The organism is Streptomyces sp. ADI95-16, from assembly GCF_003721495.1.
GTDB lineage: Bacteria > Actinomycetota > Actinomycetes > Streptomycetales > Streptomycetaceae > Streptomyces > Streptomyces goshikiensis.
In genome coordinates this window covers 6848319-6864852 of sequence record NZ_CP033581.1, presented here as the reverse complement: position 1 = coordinate 6864852, position 16534 = coordinate 6848319, and the positions used below count along the sequence as shown (strand labels likewise).

The 16534-nt window shown below is 73.1% G+C and carries 16 protein-coding genes; 4 read left to right on the top strand and 12 right to left on the bottom strand.

Annotation, left to right across the window (positions count from 1 at the left end; genetic code table 11):
* Nucleotides 1–30: 30 nt before the first annotated feature.
* From EES41_RS30580 to EES41_RS42400, 4 genes are all read right to left on the bottom strand, one after another.
* Nucleotides 31–612, bottom strand: coding sequence for a hypothetical protein (locus EES41_RS30580; RefSeq protein WP_164495976.1), 582 nt, complete (start codon nt 610–612; stop codon nt 31–33).
* 129 nt (nt 613–741) lie between these two features.
* Nucleotides 742–1821 (bottom strand): SCO0930 family lipoprotein, encoded by a 1080-nt coding sequence (locus tag EES41_RS30575; RefSeq protein WP_254211618.1) that lies wholly within the window; start codon nt 1819–1821, stop codon nt 742–744.
* A 145-nt stretch (nt 1822–1966) separates the two neighbouring features.
* A complete protein-coding gene (locus EES41_RS30570; RefSeq protein ID WP_008740162.1) occupies nt 1967–3412 on the bottom strand; it encodes an NADH-quinone oxidoreductase subunit NuoF family protein in 1446 nt (481 codons plus the stop codon).
* Nucleotides 3409–4701 (bottom strand): hypothetical protein, encoded by a 1293-nt coding sequence (locus EES41_RS42400; RefSeq protein ID WP_214354704.1) that lies wholly within the window; start codon nt 4699–4701, stop codon nt 3409–3411. Before EES41_RS42400 ends, EES41_RS30570 begins: the two co-directional genes overlap by 4 nt.
* Before the next feature lie 460 nt (nt 4702–5161).
* Between EES41_RS42400 and EES41_RS30560 the strand changes: the two genes are divergently transcribed.
* Nucleotides 5162–6397 carry a CdaR family transcriptional regulator gene (locus tag EES41_RS30560; RefSeq protein WP_123081206.1) on the top strand — a complete coding sequence of 412 codons (1236 nt, stop codon included), beginning with the start codon at nt 5162–5164 and terminating at the stop codon, nt 6395–6397.
* A gap of 145 nt (nt 6398–6542) precedes the next feature.
* Here EES41_RS30560 and EES41_RS30555 read toward each other — a convergent pair whose 3' ends face one another.
* The 6 genes from EES41_RS30555 to EES41_RS30530 all read right to left on the bottom strand — a co-directional run bounded on the left by EES41_RS30555 (nt 6543) and on the right by EES41_RS30530 (nt 12582).
* Nucleotides 6543–7367, bottom strand: a complete 825-nt coding sequence (locus tag EES41_RS30555) for an RNA polymerase sigma factor (protein ID WP_123081205.1) — start codon at nt 7365–7367, stop codon at nt 6543–6545.
* Nucleotides 7368–7642: 275 nt separating this feature from the next.
* A complete protein-coding gene (locus EES41_RS30550; protein WP_123081204.1) occupies nt 7643–9028 on the bottom strand; it encodes a DUF1996 domain-containing protein in 1386 nt (461 codons plus the stop codon).
* A 9-nt stretch (nt 9029–9037) separates the two neighbouring features.
* Nucleotides 9038–9805 carry a DUF4142 domain-containing protein gene (locus EES41_RS30545; RefSeq protein WP_123081203.1) on the bottom strand — a complete coding sequence of 256 codons (768 nt, stop codon included), beginning with the start codon at nt 9803–9805 and terminating at the stop codon, nt 9038–9040.
* 146 nt (nt 9806–9951) lie between these two features.
* Nucleotides 9952–10380 carry a universal stress protein gene (locus EES41_RS30540; RefSeq protein ID WP_073796701.1) on the bottom strand — a complete coding sequence of 143 codons (429 nt, stop codon included), beginning with the start codon at nt 10378–10380 and terminating at the stop codon, nt 9952–9954.
* A 10-nt stretch (nt 10381–10390) separates the two neighbouring features.
* Nucleotides 10391–11899 (bottom strand): APC family permease, encoded by a 1509-nt coding sequence (locus EES41_RS30535; RefSeq protein WP_123081202.1) that lies wholly within the window; start codon nt 11897–11899, stop codon nt 10391–10393.
* 89 nt (nt 11900–11988) lie between these two features.
* The gene (locus tag EES41_RS30530) at nt 11989–12582 is read right to left on the bottom strand and encodes a histidine phosphatase family protein (RefSeq protein WP_123081201.1); all 594 of its coding nucleotides are present in this window, start codon (nt 12580–12582) and stop codon (nt 11989–11991) included.
* Between the two features lie 69 nt (nt 12583–12651).
* On the opposite strand from EES41_RS30530, the gene EES41_RS30525 reads away from it, so the two are divergent.
* The 3 genes from EES41_RS30525 to EES41_RS30515 all read left to right on the top strand — a co-directional run bounded on the left by EES41_RS30525 (nt 12652) and on the right by EES41_RS30515 (nt 14109).
* Nucleotides 12652–13146, top strand: a complete 495-nt coding sequence (locus EES41_RS30525) for a hypothetical protein (protein WP_123081200.1) — start codon at nt 12652–12654, stop codon at nt 13144–13146.
* 1 nt (nt 13147) lies between these two features.
* On the top strand, nt 13148–13294 hold the full coding sequence (locus tag EES41_RS30520; RefSeq protein ID WP_123081199.1) for a DUF1275 family protein: 147 nt from the start codon (nt 13148–13150) through the stop codon (nt 13292–13294).
* A gap of 122 nt (nt 13295–13416) precedes the next feature.
* On the top strand, nt 13417–14109 hold the full coding sequence (locus EES41_RS30515; RefSeq protein WP_123081198.1) for an RNA polymerase sigma factor: 693 nt from the start codon (nt 13417–13419) through the stop codon (nt 14107–14109).
* Here the strand turns inward: EES41_RS30515 and EES41_RS30510 are convergent.
* The gene (locus tag EES41_RS30510) at nt 14069–15052 is read right to left on the bottom strand and encodes a MerR family transcriptional regulator (protein WP_174261766.1); all 984 of its coding nucleotides are present in this window, start codon (nt 15050–15052) and stop codon (nt 14069–14071) included. The genes EES41_RS30515 and EES41_RS30510 overlap by 41 nt on opposite strands.
* A gap of 104 nt (nt 15053–15156) precedes the next feature.
* Entirely contained in the window at nt 15157–16530 is a 1374-nt protein-coding gene (locus EES41_RS30505) for a deoxyribodipyrimidine photo-lyase (RefSeq protein WP_123081197.1), read from the bottom strand.
* Nucleotides 16531–16534 lie beyond the last annotated feature (4 nt).

Sequence of the window (16534 nt, the reverse complement as noted above, 5' to 3'; positions counted from 1 at the left end):
GGCGGTGAGGGGTGAGGGGTCACGCGACCGCTACGAGGGGCCCTCCGACGGAGCGTCCGAGGCGCCGGCGTCATGATGCATCTCATGGGGGGTGCCGGCGTCGGGAGCGTCCGAGTCGGGAGCGTCGGAGGCGGGGGTCCCGGATCCGGAGGCGTCGCCGTGGGAGGCGCCGCCGTGGGAGGTGCCGGATTCAACGGTTCCGCCGATCCGCTTCCGCAGCGGTGCCAGGGCGTCGGGCGAGGCGGCGACGACGACCCAGCGGTCTCCCACGAGGTAGCTGCCGCCGTAGTTCTGCGACTCGTCCAGCCAGGCGCGCTGCCCCTTGTCGGCGGCGAAGGTGAGCATCCGGTACGCGCTCTCCCCCGCCCCGCACGCCCCCTCGCGCAGTTCCTCCGCGTCGACCATGATCTCGGCCGTACAGCCGAGGGCGGCGGCGATGTCCTGGAGCGAGGCGGGGCGGGCGGTGGAGGTGGGGGTGGGGGTGCCCGCCGCCTCGGTCCGGGGTGCCGCGGTGCTGTGCTGCCCGGCGCATCCACCGCACAGCAGTGACGCGAACATCACGGCGACACATGGCAGCACGTGGCGGGCGGTGACGCGGGGTGAAATCGGCACATCTCCCTCACAGGGTCCGGGGCGAATACGCGGTGGGGGGACGGGGCGGGAGCGGGGACACGGCTCTCGCACCGTTTCGGTCTTCGATCGGTCGGTCGGTCCGGGTCGGCTCGGGTCAGGGGCCTCGGACTATCCGGCCGCGGGGACCTTCTTGCCGGCCTCGTTCACCGCGAACCAGAGACCCTGCTTGTTGTGCCCGTTCGTCTGGCCGGGCTCGGTGTCACCGGTGAACAGGTAGACGGGCCAGCAGTCGATGGTCAGCTGCATCGATCCGTCCGGCCGCTTCACGGACCCGACCAGTGCGGACGGAATTCCGGACGCCTTCGCCTTGTCCACGGGGGCGGCGGGCTTCCAGGTGTCCAGGCAGGCTCCGAGGCAGCCGAACTTCATCGGCCAGGCGCTGTCCTTGTTGAATCGGTAGAGCGTGCGCCCCTCGGCATCCACCAGAATCTTTCCGAGCTTTTCATTGGCCACTATGGAGAGTTCCGCACCCGCCTTTCCGGTCTTATCGCCCGTTCCGGCGGCGGGTTTCTGAGCGCTGTCCTGGCCGGCTCCGTACTCGCCTCCCCCGCCCTGCTCGGCGCCCTTCTCGCCGCCCTTCGCGCCACCGCCCTTCTGATCGATGGCCTTCTTCCCGTCGGCCGCCAGCGCGTGCCACACGCCGCCGACGCCCTCGCCCTTCGCGTCGCCCGCCTGGGTGTCCTTGGCGTAGCGGTAGACGGGCCAGCCGCCGAGCGTCAGCTGCTTGCTGCCGTCGGTCCGGACCACCTCGCCGAGCAGCGCGGCGTCGATGCCCTCGGAGGCCGAGGCGTCGGAGGCCGGTACCGCGGGCCAGGTCTTGGCGCAGTCCCCGTCGCAGTTGGACTTGGGAGGCTTGTTGCCGTCCTTGTCGAAGCGGTAGAGGGTGGCCCCGGCGTTGTCGGTGACCACGCTGCCCACGTCCGGGATGTCCCGTACGGCCAGCTGTCCGGCCGGCCCGGCCTTGTCCCCGGCGCCGGCTGCCGAGCCGCCCGACGGGTCCGCTCCGGTGCCGCCGGACCCGTATCCCGAATCCGCTCCGTATCCGCTTCCGATGGCCTTGCTGTCACTCGCCGGCAGAACGGAATTCGCGCTCTTCGCGGACGTGCTGTCACCGGCTCCGCATCCTGCCGCCAGCAGTATTACCGCGGCCACTGATCCGGCTGCCATCCCACGACGCTTGTTCTTCACGATCACTCCTTCGGGTTCCATCCGGTGTTTTCGTGTACTGCCTTATTCATAGAACCTGCGGAGCCCCTCGAATTCGGATCACCCGGAATTTGTCAGATCGCGCCAAAGGGTGAACTCGGACCGACCTAGGCCGTTCACCGGGAGGTCATTCCTGAATACGCAGGGCGAGCGCGGGGCAGCGGCGGATGGCGCGAAGCGCCATCGGCCGCAGCCGCCCGGGGACCGGCATGACCGCCTTGTCCGGGAATCCGTCGGCGTCCAGCCGTACGACGTCGGGCAGCAGGTCCACGCAGAGCCCGTGCCCCCTGCACAACGTCCAGTCCACGACGAGCCGTTCGGGAGTCTCGTCGGCGGGCACCGGCAGGGCGCCGACCACGCGCCGCCCGCAGCCGCTGCCGAGGGCGTGGTCGCGCAGTTCGTCCGCGAAGACGTTGAGCGCGGACGCCACGAAGCCGGAGGTGCCGTCTGGGTGGCTGCACGCTCCGCGGCCCCGCACGGCGCGCATCCGGGCCTCCACGGCTTCGAAGGTGGCCCGCCCTCCCCCGGCGACCATCTGCTCCACGGCGGTCGCGAGCGAGGGGAGCCCTCTGACGCAGGGCCCGCACTGGCCCGCGGTCTCGTCCGCCATCCAGCGGGTCACCCGGGCCACCTCGCCGGCCGGGCAGGTGTCCTCGGGCAGCGGCAGCACCGCGCCGGCCCCGAGCACCGCGTCGAACGCGGCCAGGGACTGCCGGGAGAGCAGCGCCTGGCTGGCGTCCTCCGGGGTGAGCCACCGGCCGTGGTAGCCGCCGACCAGGACGCCCTGGCCGGGACTGGAGCCGCACAGCTCCAGGACGTACGCCAGCGAGGTCCCGCTCGGGATCTCGACGGCCGTGGCACCGCTGACGGTGAGCATCAGGGTGCCCGGTTCGGCCGGCAGGCCCACCGAGTTGTAGCCCGCCGCGCCGAGCCGTGCGGCGATGGCGAGCTGGGCGTACGTCTCCGTGTTGGACAGCAGGGTGGGCAGGCCGGTCAGGCCCCGTTCGCTGGTCCGTACCTTCTGGCCGTTGGGCACCGCGGGGTTGCCCTCGATCCCGTTGATCATCGAGGTGCCCTCGCCCGTGACGAAGCGCTCGGGCAGCCGGCTGACACGGAGCCGGGTGCCCGGGCCGCGTTCGGCGATCGCGTCGCGCACCGACCGCTCCACGTCGTCCCGGGTCACGCCCACGACCACGTCCTCGGCACCGAGCGCGTCGGCGGCCAGCTGGGCGCCGTCGAGCACCACGTGCGGGACGTGCAGCAGCAGCGCGGTGTCCTTGAGGCAGCTCGGTTCGCCCTCACTGGCATTGACGACGACGGCGCTGCGCCCCTCCTTGGCCCGCGCGGAGCGCATCACGGCCCGCAGTTTGCGGTGGAACGGGAAGCCCGCTCCGCCGCGACCTCTCAGGTCGATGGCCTCGGCCAGATCGATGAGGTCATCGACGCGGTACTGGGGCAGTGCCCCGTGCACGGTGAGGTGCCCCACGCGGTCCAGCCGCGCGGCGGTGTCCAGTCCAGCCAGCAGTCTCGGCTGCCCCACACAGCCGAGCGTCGGCTCTACCAGGCTCGTCACTGACGCCCCCGCAGCCCGTCGAGGGGCTCACCGGGCAAACCGTCCGAGGCGGGTCCGCGCATGCTGGGGATGAACACCGAGGAGTACCCTCCGACGCCGTCCGCGGTGAACGCCGCCCGGCTGGGAGGCTGTTCGCCGGGCCGTCCCATCGGGAGGATCGGCTGCTGGATCGTCTCGTCGAAGGACTGGGCGTAGGAGGGCTGGGCGTAGCCGGGCTGCGCGTAGCCGGGCTGCGCATAGCCCGGCTGGGCGTAGCCGGGCTGGGCGTAGGGCTGCTCCACGACCTGGGCGGCCGTTTCGTACGAGGGGTCGTAGGCGGGCCGGAACTCGGCCGGCTCCTGTTCCTCCGGCTGGTCGGTGGGGCGCCACTCCAGTTGCTCCACCGGCCGCGCCGCCAGTTGCTCCACGGACCGCTCGGCCGGCTGCCGTACCAACGGCCGCGGGGCCCGGGGCGGCCCCTGCCGTCCGGGCGCCGCGGGCTTCGCGCCGGACTTCGCGGCGGACTTCGCGGCGGGCTTCGCGGCGGCCGGGGTGTCGGCCGGGGTGGGCTTGGCCCGCAGCCGCGCCCGCAGGCGGATGGCGAGGATCACGGCCATGCCCACGAGGCCCAGGCCGTAGGACACGGTCACCCAGGGGGCCGCGGGGCGGCCGGCCTTGAGCCCGTGGATCAGAGAGGCACCCCAGGCCGGGTACGCGCCCATGTGGAGGGCGCGCCACCACATGGAGCGGCCCTTGGTGGCGAAGGCGCTGCGCACGGCGCCGGAGACGGCGACCGCTACGAAGAGGTAGCCGGCCAGGGTGCCGAGTCCGATGAGGACGGGCTTATTCCGGTCCGCCAGGGGCAGGAATATGGACGTGGCTCCCGTATGGGACTCCGCGACCTTGACCCAGACGTGCAGGGCCAGGAAGGCCAGTCCGGAGACCGCGAGGCCGCGGTGCACGCCCTGGGCGAGCAGCCGGTGACCGGATGTCAGGACCTTGCGGTCGGTGGCCGCCAGGCCCCACAGGACGGCGGAGGTCAGGGAGACGAGCGAGAGCACGCCCGCCCCGTAGTCGAGGAAGTCCCACAGCCGGCTGAAGGCACCCGCGCGGGCGGCCACGCCCAGCGAGATCAGGGCGGCGAGCGCGCCGAGCGCGAGCGCGGCGGGGCGCGGGCCGCCGCCCGAGGACAGCAGGGGAGCCCGCCGGAAGGCCCGCCGTCCGGCGGCCGCGGCGGGCGCCGCGCCGGCATGGCGTCTGGTTTGGCCGGCTCGGTGTGAGCTCGGCGTTCGGGTCAGGGGCAAGGGCATCGCGTTCTCCCATACGCCCAGGCCCGAGCACTCCACCTCGCACTCGGCGCCCGGGGTAGTCGTCGGAACTGCTCCGTGGCGGGCGGGAGATGGATGTCTCGCCGACCGGGGAGCGGGGGGCCGGAGTGCAGAAGCATTGTGGAGCTTCGCAACGCCTCCACAGTATTTATCTAATCGTGACAACTTCTGGGTCGCGCGGCATCATCAACCCCAGCACCCCCGGAAGATTCCGTTCCAGCGGTGCGGCTGCGACGTGGTTGACGCCTCGTTCGCTGCCACACCTCCCCGACGGCAAAATCGAGGCAAAGTCGCGGGACTGCAAGTGGATGACGCACTCCTGGAAGGAGTAGAGGTGCTCGACCGCCTCGCCGGCGCCGTTGCCGGTGGGGAAGGAAGCGGCCTCGAAGGGCTTGTCACCCCTTCCAAGGGACAGGTCAACCCCGGCATGAACGAGGTAACAATGTGCGAACTTCTGAACCGCATCTGGTCCCGCCCCCGCGGGGAATGGACCCGAGTCCTGCGAAAGGAGCTGCCCGCGCTCGCCGCCGGGATAGTGGAGGAGCTCCGTGAGGGGATCCCCGGGTTCTCCGAGTTGGTGGAGGACATCGGCGACGAGGCGGCCAGAGAGCGGGTAGAGGCGAGTCTGCTGACCGTCCTCGGGTACAACGAGTGCGCGACGCCGCGACAGCAGGGCGGCGAGCGCGCCGAACACGGCCGGGCCGCGGAGCGCGGCAGGGCGCCGGAGCACGACGCGGCCCCGGCCGGGCACGACGTGCGCGACGCGAGCCCCGGAATCCCACGGCCCCGCTCCCCCCACGGAGAATCCCCCTCCGATCCGCGCCGACGTGCGCACGCCGCCCCCCTGAAGGTCGTCCCCCCGGAGGGGCTCGGCACAGCGCCCGAACGCGCCCGGCGCGAGCTCTTCGCCGCGCTTACGAGTGACATGGCCATGTCTGAAATTGCACTGGCCGAACTCTCCCGGGTCGCCGGCTGGCCGCTCCCCTCCGAAGTACGGGTCGTCGCCCTCGCCTCCCCCGGCGAAACCCAGCAGCTGGCGGCCCTCGTGGACGACGCCCTCGCCGGCATGGTCGGGGCCCAGCCCTGCCTGCTGGTCCCCAGCCCCGACCCGGAGGCACGTACCGTCCTGGAGGCCGCGCTGCGCGGGCGGTTCGCCGCCGTCGGCCACACCGTCCCGCTGCGGGACACCGCCTCCTCGCTGCGCTGGGCGCTGCGGCTGCTCTCCCTGACCCCGGCCCGCGCCGGCATGGAAGCGCGGGCCATCTTCGTCGACGACCACCTCTCGACCCTGTTGCTGCTCCAGGACGAGCCCCTGGCCCACGCCCTCGCCGCCCGCTGGCTGCGGCCGCTGGCGGACCTGACGCCACGCCAGAGCGAGCGGCTCGAAGTCACCCTCCTCGCCTGGCTGGAGGGAGGTGGCGCACCCGAGGCCGCGAAGGCCCTGAGCGTGCACCCCCAGACCGTGCGCTACCGCATGCGGCAGCTGGAGAAGCTCTTCGGACCCGGACTGCGCGACCCGCGCACCCGCTTCGAACTGGAGATGGCCCTGCGCAGCCGCCGTCTGATCGCCCAGGTACGGCGCCAGCACTCCCGGGTGACCCGCCGGGCCCGCGCGGTGACGGCCGACTTCCGTCCCGCGGTGGGCGTGGGGCGCATGGCCCGCGTCAACGGCCTCTAAACAACAGACCGTCCGGCGGCCCCGGCCCCTCCCCCGCATACCGGCGGGAGGGGCCGGGGCCGCCGGCGCGTCCAGCGGTCGGCGTATCCGAACGGCCGGAGCGGCCGGCGCGTCTAACGGTCGGTGCGTCTAACGGTCGGTGCGTCTAACGGTCGGCGAGGACGGCGCAGGCCCCGGTGCGCAAGGCGGCGTCGAGGTCGAGCAGTTCGGCGTAGGCCCGCGAGCAGAACCGGCAGGACTCCAGGTGCCGGGCGAGACCGCGCCCGCCGGGGCGCCCGCGCCGCCGGGCCGCCGCCCCGAGCGCGGCGCCGTAGCCGCGGCACCGCTCGTCGGGCGCCGCGACCAGATGGGCGGTCAGATACGCCTCGCGCAGCCCCTCACGGGCGCGGAAGGCCAGCGAGGTGACGGCGCTCGGGGTGATGCCCAGCAGCAGCGGAACGTGGTGCGGGCAGTCGTCCTCCACGAGCGTGTGCCACAGGACGGCCTTCCAGCGCTCGGGCAGCGTGTGGAAGGAGCGGGCGACGAGCCGGCGGTCCTCGCTGTCCAGCAGCTGGCGCTGCGGGTCACCCCCGGCCGGCCCGGGCCGGCACCAGGCCTCGACGTCGGGCGTCAGGACGGTCCGGCCGTCTCCGGCCCGCCACTCGATGGCGGTGTGACGTACGACGGTCAAGAGGTACGGCCGCCAGCCGTCCCGGGGACCCGCCCCGGACCGGACGGCCTGGAAGGTGCGCATGAAGGCCTCGGAGACGAGGTCCTCGGCGTCCTGCGGGACCCGGCAGCAGGCACGGGCGCAGGCGAGCACGGCGGCGCGGTGGCGCCGGTACAGGAGATCGCAGACGGCCTGGTCCACCGCACCGGACGCGAAGGACCGTCTGAGCCTGCGGGTGAGGTCCCGGTCGGAGGGCGGCGGGGCTTCGGGCACGCCGCCCTCGTGGTGCGGACCGGCCGTGGTCTGACGAGAGCCGGACATGACACTCCTCGTGTGTTCGAGGGCCCGCGGGCCCCGTCGGGCGGCGGTACGCGGGCTCCCCCGCGGTGTCGGCGGCGACCGCGGCGGAAAACGCGTACGCGGTGCCGGTCCGAAGTCTCTTCGGACCGGCACCGCTCTCGGTGCGACGCTGGGGAGGGTGGGAGGGTGAGCGCCGCCCGAGGACCGGGCGGATCGGCCGGTCAGGTGGCCGACCCGTCGGGGTTGGGGGGCGACCGGTCAGGGGAACGGCCGGCTGTCAGCCGGCCGTCAGCCGGTCAACGGCACGCGCGGCCGTCGTTGATGCAGCGCACCGCGTTGGCCATCAGAGCGTCCTTCATGACGTTGATGAAGTCGCCGTGGTCGGTCACCGGCTTGTGCAACTGCTCGGGGAAGCTGTCCACGGCGAACTGGGAGCCGGCCGGCACCGCGTAGACGATCCGCTGCACCAGCTGCGGAATGGCCTTGAAGCCGTTCGGGCAGCTGCCGTTGGCGTTGGCGAAGGCCACGTGGGTGCGGTGGTTGGCGCTGTCGATGTTCTTGCCGTCCCAGCAGCTCTGGAACTTGAAGGTGCGCACCACGTCGCTGCCCTTGGGGCACGTCGGGTACTTGTCCTTCAGCTGGCGGTTCTCGAATCCGGTGCAGCTCCAGGAGGCGTTGGCGTTGCCCGGGCCGTTGGTGAAGGCCTTGGCGTCACCGGTGATGATGCGCAGGAAGCGCGGCATGGCCGTGACCTTGCTGTTGGGGCTGCCCTTGAAATCGGTCGTGACCTGCTTGGGCTTCAAGATGGTGCCGACGTTGGCGTCCTGGCCGCCGCCGGGCGCGTTGACGTCCTTCTCGGCCCGGCCGTCGCGCAGCCGCAGCACGGGCCAGTAGTACGCGGACTGGTCACCGTTGGTGCAGGTGGTGCCGGCGGCGGCGAGGCTGTTGTTGGTGGAGAAGGCGTCCGTGATCTTGTTGCCGACGTAGTCGTGCATGTGGTGGGCCCCGTTGCTCACGCCGGGGGCCACGATGACGTTGTCCGGGTTGAAGTGGTTGTTCTCGTTGCGGCCGCACTGCACGGAGAGGGAACCGGTGGACGCGCCGTTCCGGTTGGCGGGCGTCTTCACATTGGGACGTATGGAGGAGATGGAGACGAAGTCGCTGCGGGCCGGGCCGCCCTTGCCCTGGGGGGCCTTCCCCTGCGCGGCGGCGCCCTTCGCCGCGGCGTTCTGGGCGGCTCCCCCGTCCGCCGGATCGGCGGCCGCGGCCTGCTTCATCGTGCAGGCGACGAGGGACTCCATCCCCTTGGGGCGTTCGGCGGACTTGCCGATCGAATTGGCCAGCTGGTCGATGGTCTGGCCCCGCTGCTGCTTCAGCTGGCCGAGCAGCGCGTCGCCGCGGGCCTGGCCCGTGGACAGTTTCTGGTAGGCGTTGGCGATCTGGGTGTCCAGCTGGGCGAGGTTCTTGTCCACGTCGGTGCGCACCGCTTGGGGGACGTTGGTCAGCTTGTCGCCCACGTCAGGACAATCGATGGTCGCGGTCACCGGGGCCCTGGAGCCCTGCCCGGCGGAAGCGCCCTGGGCGATGATCATGATCCCGCCGCCGCCCAGTACGAGGGCGGACACTGCCGCGAGGGCTTTGTGCGCGGGCTTGAGGCGGCGTTTATGGCCCTTTTGACTCATGCGATCACTTCACTTCGTCGGTGGGGAAACGGTGGAGGGGGACGGGGAGGCGTCCGCGAGGCCGTCGAAATCGACCAGCCCGCTGTCCTCAAGGACCGTGATGTGGTCCAGGACTGTGGTGTTGGCGTCGTTGGCCAGGGCCCGCACCATGGAGTTGCGTGTCTGCGCCCGTATCTGGGCTATCAGCTGGAACACCTTGCCGTGCGCCCTGCGCAGCAGCTGGACGAAAAGCCGTTCGTACTGGGCTCCCTGGGCCTGGTCCATCTGGCGTAGCCAGTCCTGCTGTTGGTCGCTGGGCTGATTGGGGAGATCGACGGCGAGGGCCTGGCCCACTTCGATGACCCGCCGGTCCAGTTCGGTGTGACCGTCGATCAGATGCTGCCCGGCGGTGCGAATCGCGGGGCGGGTACCGCGCTGCTGCGCCTGCCGTCCCGAGGGCAGTTCCCAGAGGCCGGCGAGCCTCACCTTGCGGATGAAGTCCCGGTCCTGGGGGGTAAGGGGCCCGAAGGCCGTGCTGATCGTCCCCGCGCCGTCGTCCGTGCCGGCGGGGGCCGCCGCGGCCGCGGCGGTCGTTCCGCCGAAGCTCTGGACGGGGATCAGCAACGCGATCAGTGTGAAGGCGAGGGCGCCGATGACAACGCCCGTGCCGATCACGTGTTTCGACGCGAGCGACAAGCTCCCGACGGTCGACCGACGGAATGACAGCACTGTGCCTCCTTGGCTCCTGGGCCGGGAGGGATGCGGGGTCGGAGGCTCCGACATTCGTGCCGTGTCCACCCGCGCTCCCGGGTGGCAAGGGACGCTAGTGCCAGTTGTGGGGGCTGTGTCGCAGCACCATCACGAACGGACAAACATCCGGGCAACACCTCGAAAGGCTGGTACGGTGCCGCACTTGGCCCCGATGCACGCTGTCGGGGGCTCCCCTACGGCGTGCCCGCACTCTCCGTCGGCACGCACAGGACGGGGATCGGCGACAGGTGCAGCAGCTTGTGCGGGGTGGAGCCCAGCAGGGCGCCCCGGATCGGGCTGTCCCCCCAGCTGCCCACGATGATGACGCGGGCGTCGTGCCGCCGCGCGGCGTCGAGCAGGGCCTGTGCGGGCTTCTCGTCGACGACCTCGACCGTGGAGGGCACGCCCGCCTCGTCGGCGGCCGCGACGGCCCGCGCGAGGGCGCTGCGCCCCGCCTGGAGGACTGCCTCGCGGTGCGCGCGGTACTCCTCCCCGGTGGCGCCGGGCGCGGCCGCGCCGTAGACGAGGACGAGCGGCTCGCCGAAGGCGGTGGCGACTTCGAGCGCCACGTGCAGGGCGCGCTCGGCGCCGGGCGACTCGTCGTACCCCAGGACCACGGACATCAGGGGTTCCTCACTTCTTGCCGTGGACGAGGTCCGGGTCGGCGACGCCGCGGCGCTCCTGCCAGAACCTGCCGTCCCGGACCCGCCAGAAGCACATGATCAGCACGCCGACCACGGCGATCCCGACCCCGATGACCAGCGGGGGGCCCAGCCCGAACCAGGAGATCCCGCTGGCCGAGTTCTCCGGGTTCGACATGTCGCCCACCGACTCCACCAGCAGCCAGGCCAGCAGGCCGGCGCCGACCAGCGGCCCGAGGCCGATCAGCAGGAAGTTGTGCACGCTCTCGAACAGGTGGCGGCGGTAGTAGATCACGCAGGCCAGGCCGGTGAGCGCGTAGTAGAAGGCGATGAGCAGGGAGAGCGCGGTCAGCGAGTCCAGGAGGGCGTTCTCGCTGATCTGGTTCACGACGAGGTACCAGGCGATGGCGATGCCGGCCACCCACCAGGTGCTCACGTCCGGGGTCCGGAAGCGCGGGTGGATGTGGGCCAGGTGCGGCGGCAGCGCGTGCCTGCGGGCCATGGACAGGGCCGTCCGGGAGGCCGGGATGATGGTGGTCTGCGTGGAGGCGAGCGCGGAGGTGGAGACGGCGAGGAGCACCATCCAGTCCCAGCCGCCCATCACCTCGTGCGCGAGGACGGCGAAGATGGCCTCCTCCTCGCCCGCGTTGTCGGCGAGGAACCGGGTTCCGGCGTACGCGACGACGGCGTAGCCCACGGCGAGGTAGGTCACCAGCAGCACCACGGTCGACCAGATGCCGGCCTTGCCGGGCGCCGTGGCGGAGTTCTCGACCTCCTCGGTGAGGTTCACCGCGGACTCCCAGCCCCAGTAGATGAACACGCCGAGCAGCAGGCCGGCGGTGAGGGCGGAGCCGCCCGCGCCGAAGGGGTTGAGCCAGGTGATGGACGGTTCGACCGGGTCGAGGGTGCTGGTGCCCGCGTACACGCGGTAGATGGCGACCAAGGCGAAGGCCAGCAGGAAGAAGACCTGGGCGAGGATGAGGATGTCCTGGAGGTGGGCCGACAGTTCGGTGCCGATGACGCAGATGGCCGTCATCACGAGGATCACCACGACGGTCAGGGTCTGGCGGACCACCTGGTTCGTCGCCATGCCGTCCAGGCCGAAGGCGAGCAGCCCGAAGTGGACGGCGACGTCGGCCAGCGAGCCGATGACCAGGACGCCGGTCATGGTGATCGCCCAGCCGCCGAGCCAGCCGGCCCAGGGGCCCATGGCCCGGGTCACCCACGAGAAGGTCGTCCCGCAGTCCTGGTCCACCTTGTTGAGGTAGTAGAACGCGGCGGCGATCAGCAGCATCGGTACGAACGACGCCAGCATCACCCCCGGCGCGTAGATCCCGACCAGCGCCACGATCGGACCGAGGACGGCGGCCAGCGAATACGCGGGCGAGGTGGAGTTCAGCCCGATGACGAGGGCGTCGAGGAACCCGATCGCGCCGGCCTTGAGCCCCGCGTCCGCCGGGAGCGTGGTGTCCGGTCCGTCACCGGCACGGTCGTGGGCCATGTACGCATCCTCACGCACCCGGCGGCGGCGCGCGATCGGGGACCGGCGAACCGGGGACGCCCGCAGCGGCGCGCCGGTGGCCGGGCCGCTCAGGGGTGGGTGTTCCAGCCCGCGATGACCGGGAGGCCGTGTTCGGTGGACAGCACGCTGACCGTGCCCGTGCGCAGCAGGAACAGCCGGCCGTCCGCGGGCGCGAGCCCCAGGTAGCGGGCGGTCAGGACCCGCAGGAAGTGGCCGTGGGCGACCACGACGGCGCCGCCCCCGCCGGCGCGCAGGACCGGCGCGACCCGGGCCAGGGCGCGGTCCGCGCGGGCGCCGACCTGGTCGGCGCTCTCCCCCGGGTGCTCCGCGTCGCCGGGCGGGACCCCGTCGGTCCACAGCGACCAGGACGGCCGGGTCCGCTGGATCTCGGCGGTGGTGACGCCCTCGTAGCCGCCGTAGTCCCATTCGCACAGGTCGGGATCGGCAACACCCCCGGAGAGCCCGGCCAGCTCGGCCGTGACCACGGCACGGCGGAGCGGGCTGGTCAGCACCAGGTCGGGACGGCGGTCGCGGAAGTAGGGGGCCAGCGAGATGGCCTCCTCCACTCCGTTCGGGGTCAGCGGCACGTCGGTGAGCCCGGTGTGGCGCCCGTTGGCGCTCCACTCCGTCTCACCGTGCCTCACCAGCAGCAAGTCACTCACCTTCGGACCATAAGCCCTCCGGCATGTCGGGGCCGCAGGGCCCCGGCGGGCGTGTCACTCTCGGGCGTCATGGATGTGAGCACGTTCTACGCCCTGTTCGCCGCCACCTGCTTCACCCTCGTCGGGCTCTGGTGGAACGTCGTGCAGAGTCATCCGGAGTGGCTGCGCGTGCCCGGCCTGCGCCGGGTGGTCGGCGGGATCTACCTGTCGTTCCTGCTGCCCGCGCTGATGGGCCTGTTCGCCCAGGTGGGAGGTACGGAGCAGCCGGGGATCTGGCGGTCGGGGTTCATCGTGGCCGCCGTCGTCGGATGCGCGTCCACGCTGCGGCTGCTGACCCGGGAACGCGCCGACGGCACCGGTTCCGGCCTGCGGTGGCACCGGATCGCGGTGGCCGTGCTCTACGCGCTGGTCGCGGTGGTGGGCGCGGCGCCCGAGATCGCGGACGCGGTCGGCCTGCGCCCGATCCAGGCGGAGGCGCTGCTGCTGATCCTGCTGGTGATGCTGGGGCACGCCCTGGTGTGGCGGTTCATGGCGGGCGAGGGCCGCTCCGCGGAATCTGGCTGAGGTGGACGAGCGGGCGGTACGGCCGCGGCCGGCCGCGCTGGTGCTGCTGCTGGCCGTGGCGACCGGGCTGGTCGAGGCGGTCAGCCTGCTCGCGCTCGGGCCGGTGTTCACCGCGATGCGGACGGGCAACGTGCTGGGGTGGCCCTGACGTACCTGGGCCGGCCCCGGGTGTACACCGGCACGCGTCCGGCCGAACGGCCGCCTTCCCCTTAAACGCTGCGCAAACGCTGCGCGTTGTACCGGGCCGCCACGACTCGCGACGCTCTGCCCATGAACGACGCGGAAGCCGGGCCACGACACGACCAGAGCCCCGACCAGAGCCCGGAGCGGGCGCAGGCGCGAGCGCGCGAGCAGGCCCGCGGCCGGGAACCCGGGCAGCGTCGCGTCCCGCCCCGCGAGGGCGGCGACCACCGCATCGCGGCCGGGTTCGCGACGGGCGACGAGGCCTGTGTGGACGCCGTCTTCCGCCGCTGGGGCCCGCTCGTCCACTCCCTCGCCTGGCGGGCGCTGGGCGACGAGCGGGAGGCCGAGGACGTGACCCAGCAGGTGTTCCTCGCCGCCTGGCGCGGCCGCCGCGGCTACCGGCCGGGCACGGCGCCGGGCGGGCTCGCCGCCTGGCTCAGCGGGATCACCCGGCACAAGGTGGCCGACGCCCTGGAGGCCCGGACCCGGCGGGTCCGGGCGGCCGACGCGGCGGCCGCCCACCACCCCGACGCCCTCGCGCACCCCGGTCCCGGGACCGGTCCGGAGCAGGCCCTGGACCGGCTGCTGCTCCTCGCCGAACTGGCCCGGCTGCCGTCGGCGCAGCGGCGGGTGCTCTGCCTCGCCTTCTACGGGGACCTGACCCAGGCCCAGATCGCCGACCGCACCGGCCTGCCGCTGGGCACCGTGAAGAGCCATATGCGGCGGGCGCTCGGCGTCCTCAGACTGGCACTGGAACCGTCCCCGCCAGCGCGGCGATGACGTCGAGCCCCGACCGCAGCCCGTACAGCCGCTCGATGTGCGCGGTGGGGGCGCGCCCGGTCCAGCCGGGTCCCGCGAGCAGCAGGGCCGACCGTCCGCGAGCGCCCCGCAGCCCCCACTCGATGCCGGCCACCGACCGGGCGAGGGCGCGGTCGGCGGTCGTCCGGGACTGCGCCCACAGCACGACGGCCCGGGGCCCGGTGCGCCGTACCGCGTCGTGCAGCGCCTCGGCGGGCAGGGCCGCGCCGAACATCCGCACCGGCAGGGCCTGCTCGCCGAGGGCCGCGGCCAACGCCTCGATGGGCAGGGTGTGCTGTTCACCGGGCACACAGGCGAGCAGCACGGGCGGCGCGTCCATCGCGCCGGGCGCGGGCCGGACCCGGTGCAGGGCGGAGGAGACCTGCCAGGACAGCAGGTGCTCCACCTCGACGTAACGCTCCCCCGCCGAGACCCATTTGCGGCCCATGGCGTGCAGGGTCGGCGCGATGACCTCCTCCCAGGCGGTGACCAGCCCGTGTTCCGCCAGTGCGGTGTCGAGCAGTTCCCGCACGGTGGGCGCGTCCAGTCGTACGGCTGCCCGCGCGAGCCCTCGGCACTCCGGGCGGACCGTGCCCAGCGGGAGGGTGTCGTTGCCGCGCGGGACCCCGGTCGCGGGCCGGGCTGCGGCGCGGGCGTCCGGGTCTCCGGCCCGCGCGATCCTCGCCGCCTCGGCCGTCGGCACGCCCCGCGCGGTGAGCCGGCACATCAGCTCCAGCCGGGCGATGTCCTGCGGGGTCCACCTGCGGTGGCGCCCGTCCTCACGCCGCTCCGGGCCGATGGCGTAACGGCGCTCCCAGGAGCGCATCGTGGTCGGTGACACCCCCAGGCGTCGGGCGACAGCGCCGGTGCTCAACGCCGCGGCGGGGGCGTCCGGCGGGGTTTCGGGCGGCGGCCGGCGGTCCATCCGGCTCACGATACGGCGCGGCCCGGGCGGGCGGCGGCCGATCACCCGGAGGAGCGAACGGGCCCCGGGACAGGGCTCGGGAGCTCGTGATCCGGGGAGGGGAGCTACTCGATCCCGCGACCCCGCTTGAACCGGTCGAGCCCGTCGGCGAGTTGTACGAGCGGCTCGGGATAGTCGTACCGGGCGCGCTCCTCGGGCGGCAGCCGCCACGGCTCGTGGACGTACGGCGCGCCGAGCCCGGCCAGCTCCGGCACCCAGCGGTGCACGTACCGGCCCTCGGGGTCGTAGCGCAGGCTCTGCCGGACGGGGTTGAGCACCCGGTTGGGCCGGGTGTCGGTGCCCGTGCCCGCCACCCACTGCCAGTTGAGCTGGTTGTTGGCGAGGTCCCCGTCCACGAGGAGCTCCAGGAAGTGGCGGGCCCCGATCCGCCAGTCCACGTACAGGGTCTTGGTCAGGAAGCTGGCCGTGAGCAGTCTGCCCCGGTTGTGCATCCAGCCCTCCTCGCGGAGCTGGCGCATGGCCGCGTCGACCACGGGGTAGCCGGTGCGGCCCTCCTTCCAGGCCTCGGTCTCCTCCTCGGCCTCCTTGCCGGAGCGCCAGCGGTCCTGCCGGCCGCGGTAGTCGGCGCCGGCGATCGCGGGCCGGGCGGCGAGCACCTGGTGGTGGAAGTCGCGCCAGCACAGCTGCCGGACGAAGGCCTCCGCGCCGGGGCCCCCGGCGGCGCGGGCGCGCTGGACGGCCTCGGTGGGCGAGAGGGTGCCGAAGTGGAGGTGCGGGGAGAGCCGGGAGGTGGCGTCGCCGGCGAGGTCGTCGTGGGTCTCCTCGTACGCGGCGAGGCCGTGGCGCACCCAGCGGGTCAGGAGCCGGCGGGCCTCGCTCTCGCCGCCGGCGGCCAGGCCCGGGGAGGTCCCGCAGACGGCGGCGCGGGCGGGCAGCGGCTCGGAGCCGAGGTCCTCGGGTACCCGGACGACCCGGGGCGCGGCGGCCACGGCCCTCGGCGGCAGCTCCGCCCAGCGGCGGAAGTACGGGGTGAACACGGCGAAGTGGTCGGACCCGGCGGGCGTCACCGCCCCCGGAGCCACGGCGGTGATGACCATGTCGTGCACGTACAGCCGGCGGCCCTCCGTCTCCAGGGCGGTGCGCAGCCGCTCCTCGCGGGCGTGGGCGTACGCGCTGACCCCGGCGGCCATGTGCACCTCGTCGGCGTCGGCTTCCTGGACGAGGGCGCACACCTCGGCGACGACGTCCCCGGAGCGGACCACCAGACGGCCGCCGCGCTCACGGAGCCCGGCGTCGAGGTCGGCGAGGCAGTCGGCGAGGAACGCGGTGCGGTTGGGCGGGGCGAACCCGGCGGCCTCGATGCCGCGGTCGCGCACGAACAGCGGCACCACCTGGTCGCAGGAGGACAGGGCCGCGCGCAACGGGGGATGGTCGTGCAGGCGCAGGTCGGAGGTGTACAGGACCACCGCGAGGTTCATGGGC

What these genes read in the sequence shown, in the direction of transcription:
- EES41_RS30525 (WP_123081200.1), top strand. Translation starts at nt 12,652, where the DNA reads ATGGATGTGAGCACGTTCTACGCCCTGTTCGCCGCCACCTGCTTCACC.
- EES41_RS30540 (WP_073796701.1), bottom strand. Translation starts at nt 10,380, where the DNA reads ATGTCCGTGGTCCTGGGGTACGACGAGTCGCCCGGCGCCGAGCGCGCC.
- EES41_RS30535 (WP_123081202.1), bottom strand. Translation starts at nt 11,899, where the DNA reads ATGGCCCACGACCGTGCCGGTGACGGACCGGACACCACGCTCCCGGCG.
- EES41_RS30550 (WP_123081204.1), bottom strand. Translation starts at nt 9,028, where the DNA reads ATGAGTCAAAAGGGCCATAAACGCCGCCTCAAGCCCGCGCACAAAGCC.
- EES41_RS30515 (WP_123081198.1), top strand. Translation starts at nt 13,417, where the DNA reads ATGAACGACGCGGAAGCCGGGCCACGACACGACCAGAGCCCCGACCAG.
- EES41_RS30560 (WP_123081206.1), top strand. Translation starts at nt 5,162, where the DNA reads ATGTGCGAACTTCTGAACCGCATCTGGTCCCGCCCCCGCGGGGAATGG.
- EES41_RS30555 (WP_123081205.1), bottom strand. Translation starts at nt 7,367, where the DNA reads ATGTCCGGCTCTCGTCAGACCACGGCCGGTCCGCACCACGAGGGCGGC.
- EES41_RS30510 (WP_174261766.1), bottom strand. Translation starts at nt 15,052, where the DNA reads ATGGACCGCCGGCCGCCGCCCGAAACCCCGCCGGACGCCCCCGCCGCG.
- EES41_RS30505 (WP_123081197.1), bottom strand. Translation starts at nt 16,530, where the DNA reads ATGAACCTCGCGGTGGTCCTGTACACCTCCGACCTGCGCCTGCACGAC.
- EES41_RS42400 (WP_214354704.1), bottom strand. Translation starts at nt 4,701, where the DNA reads ATGCCCTTGCCCCTGACCCGAACGCCGAGCTCACACCGAGCCGGCCAA.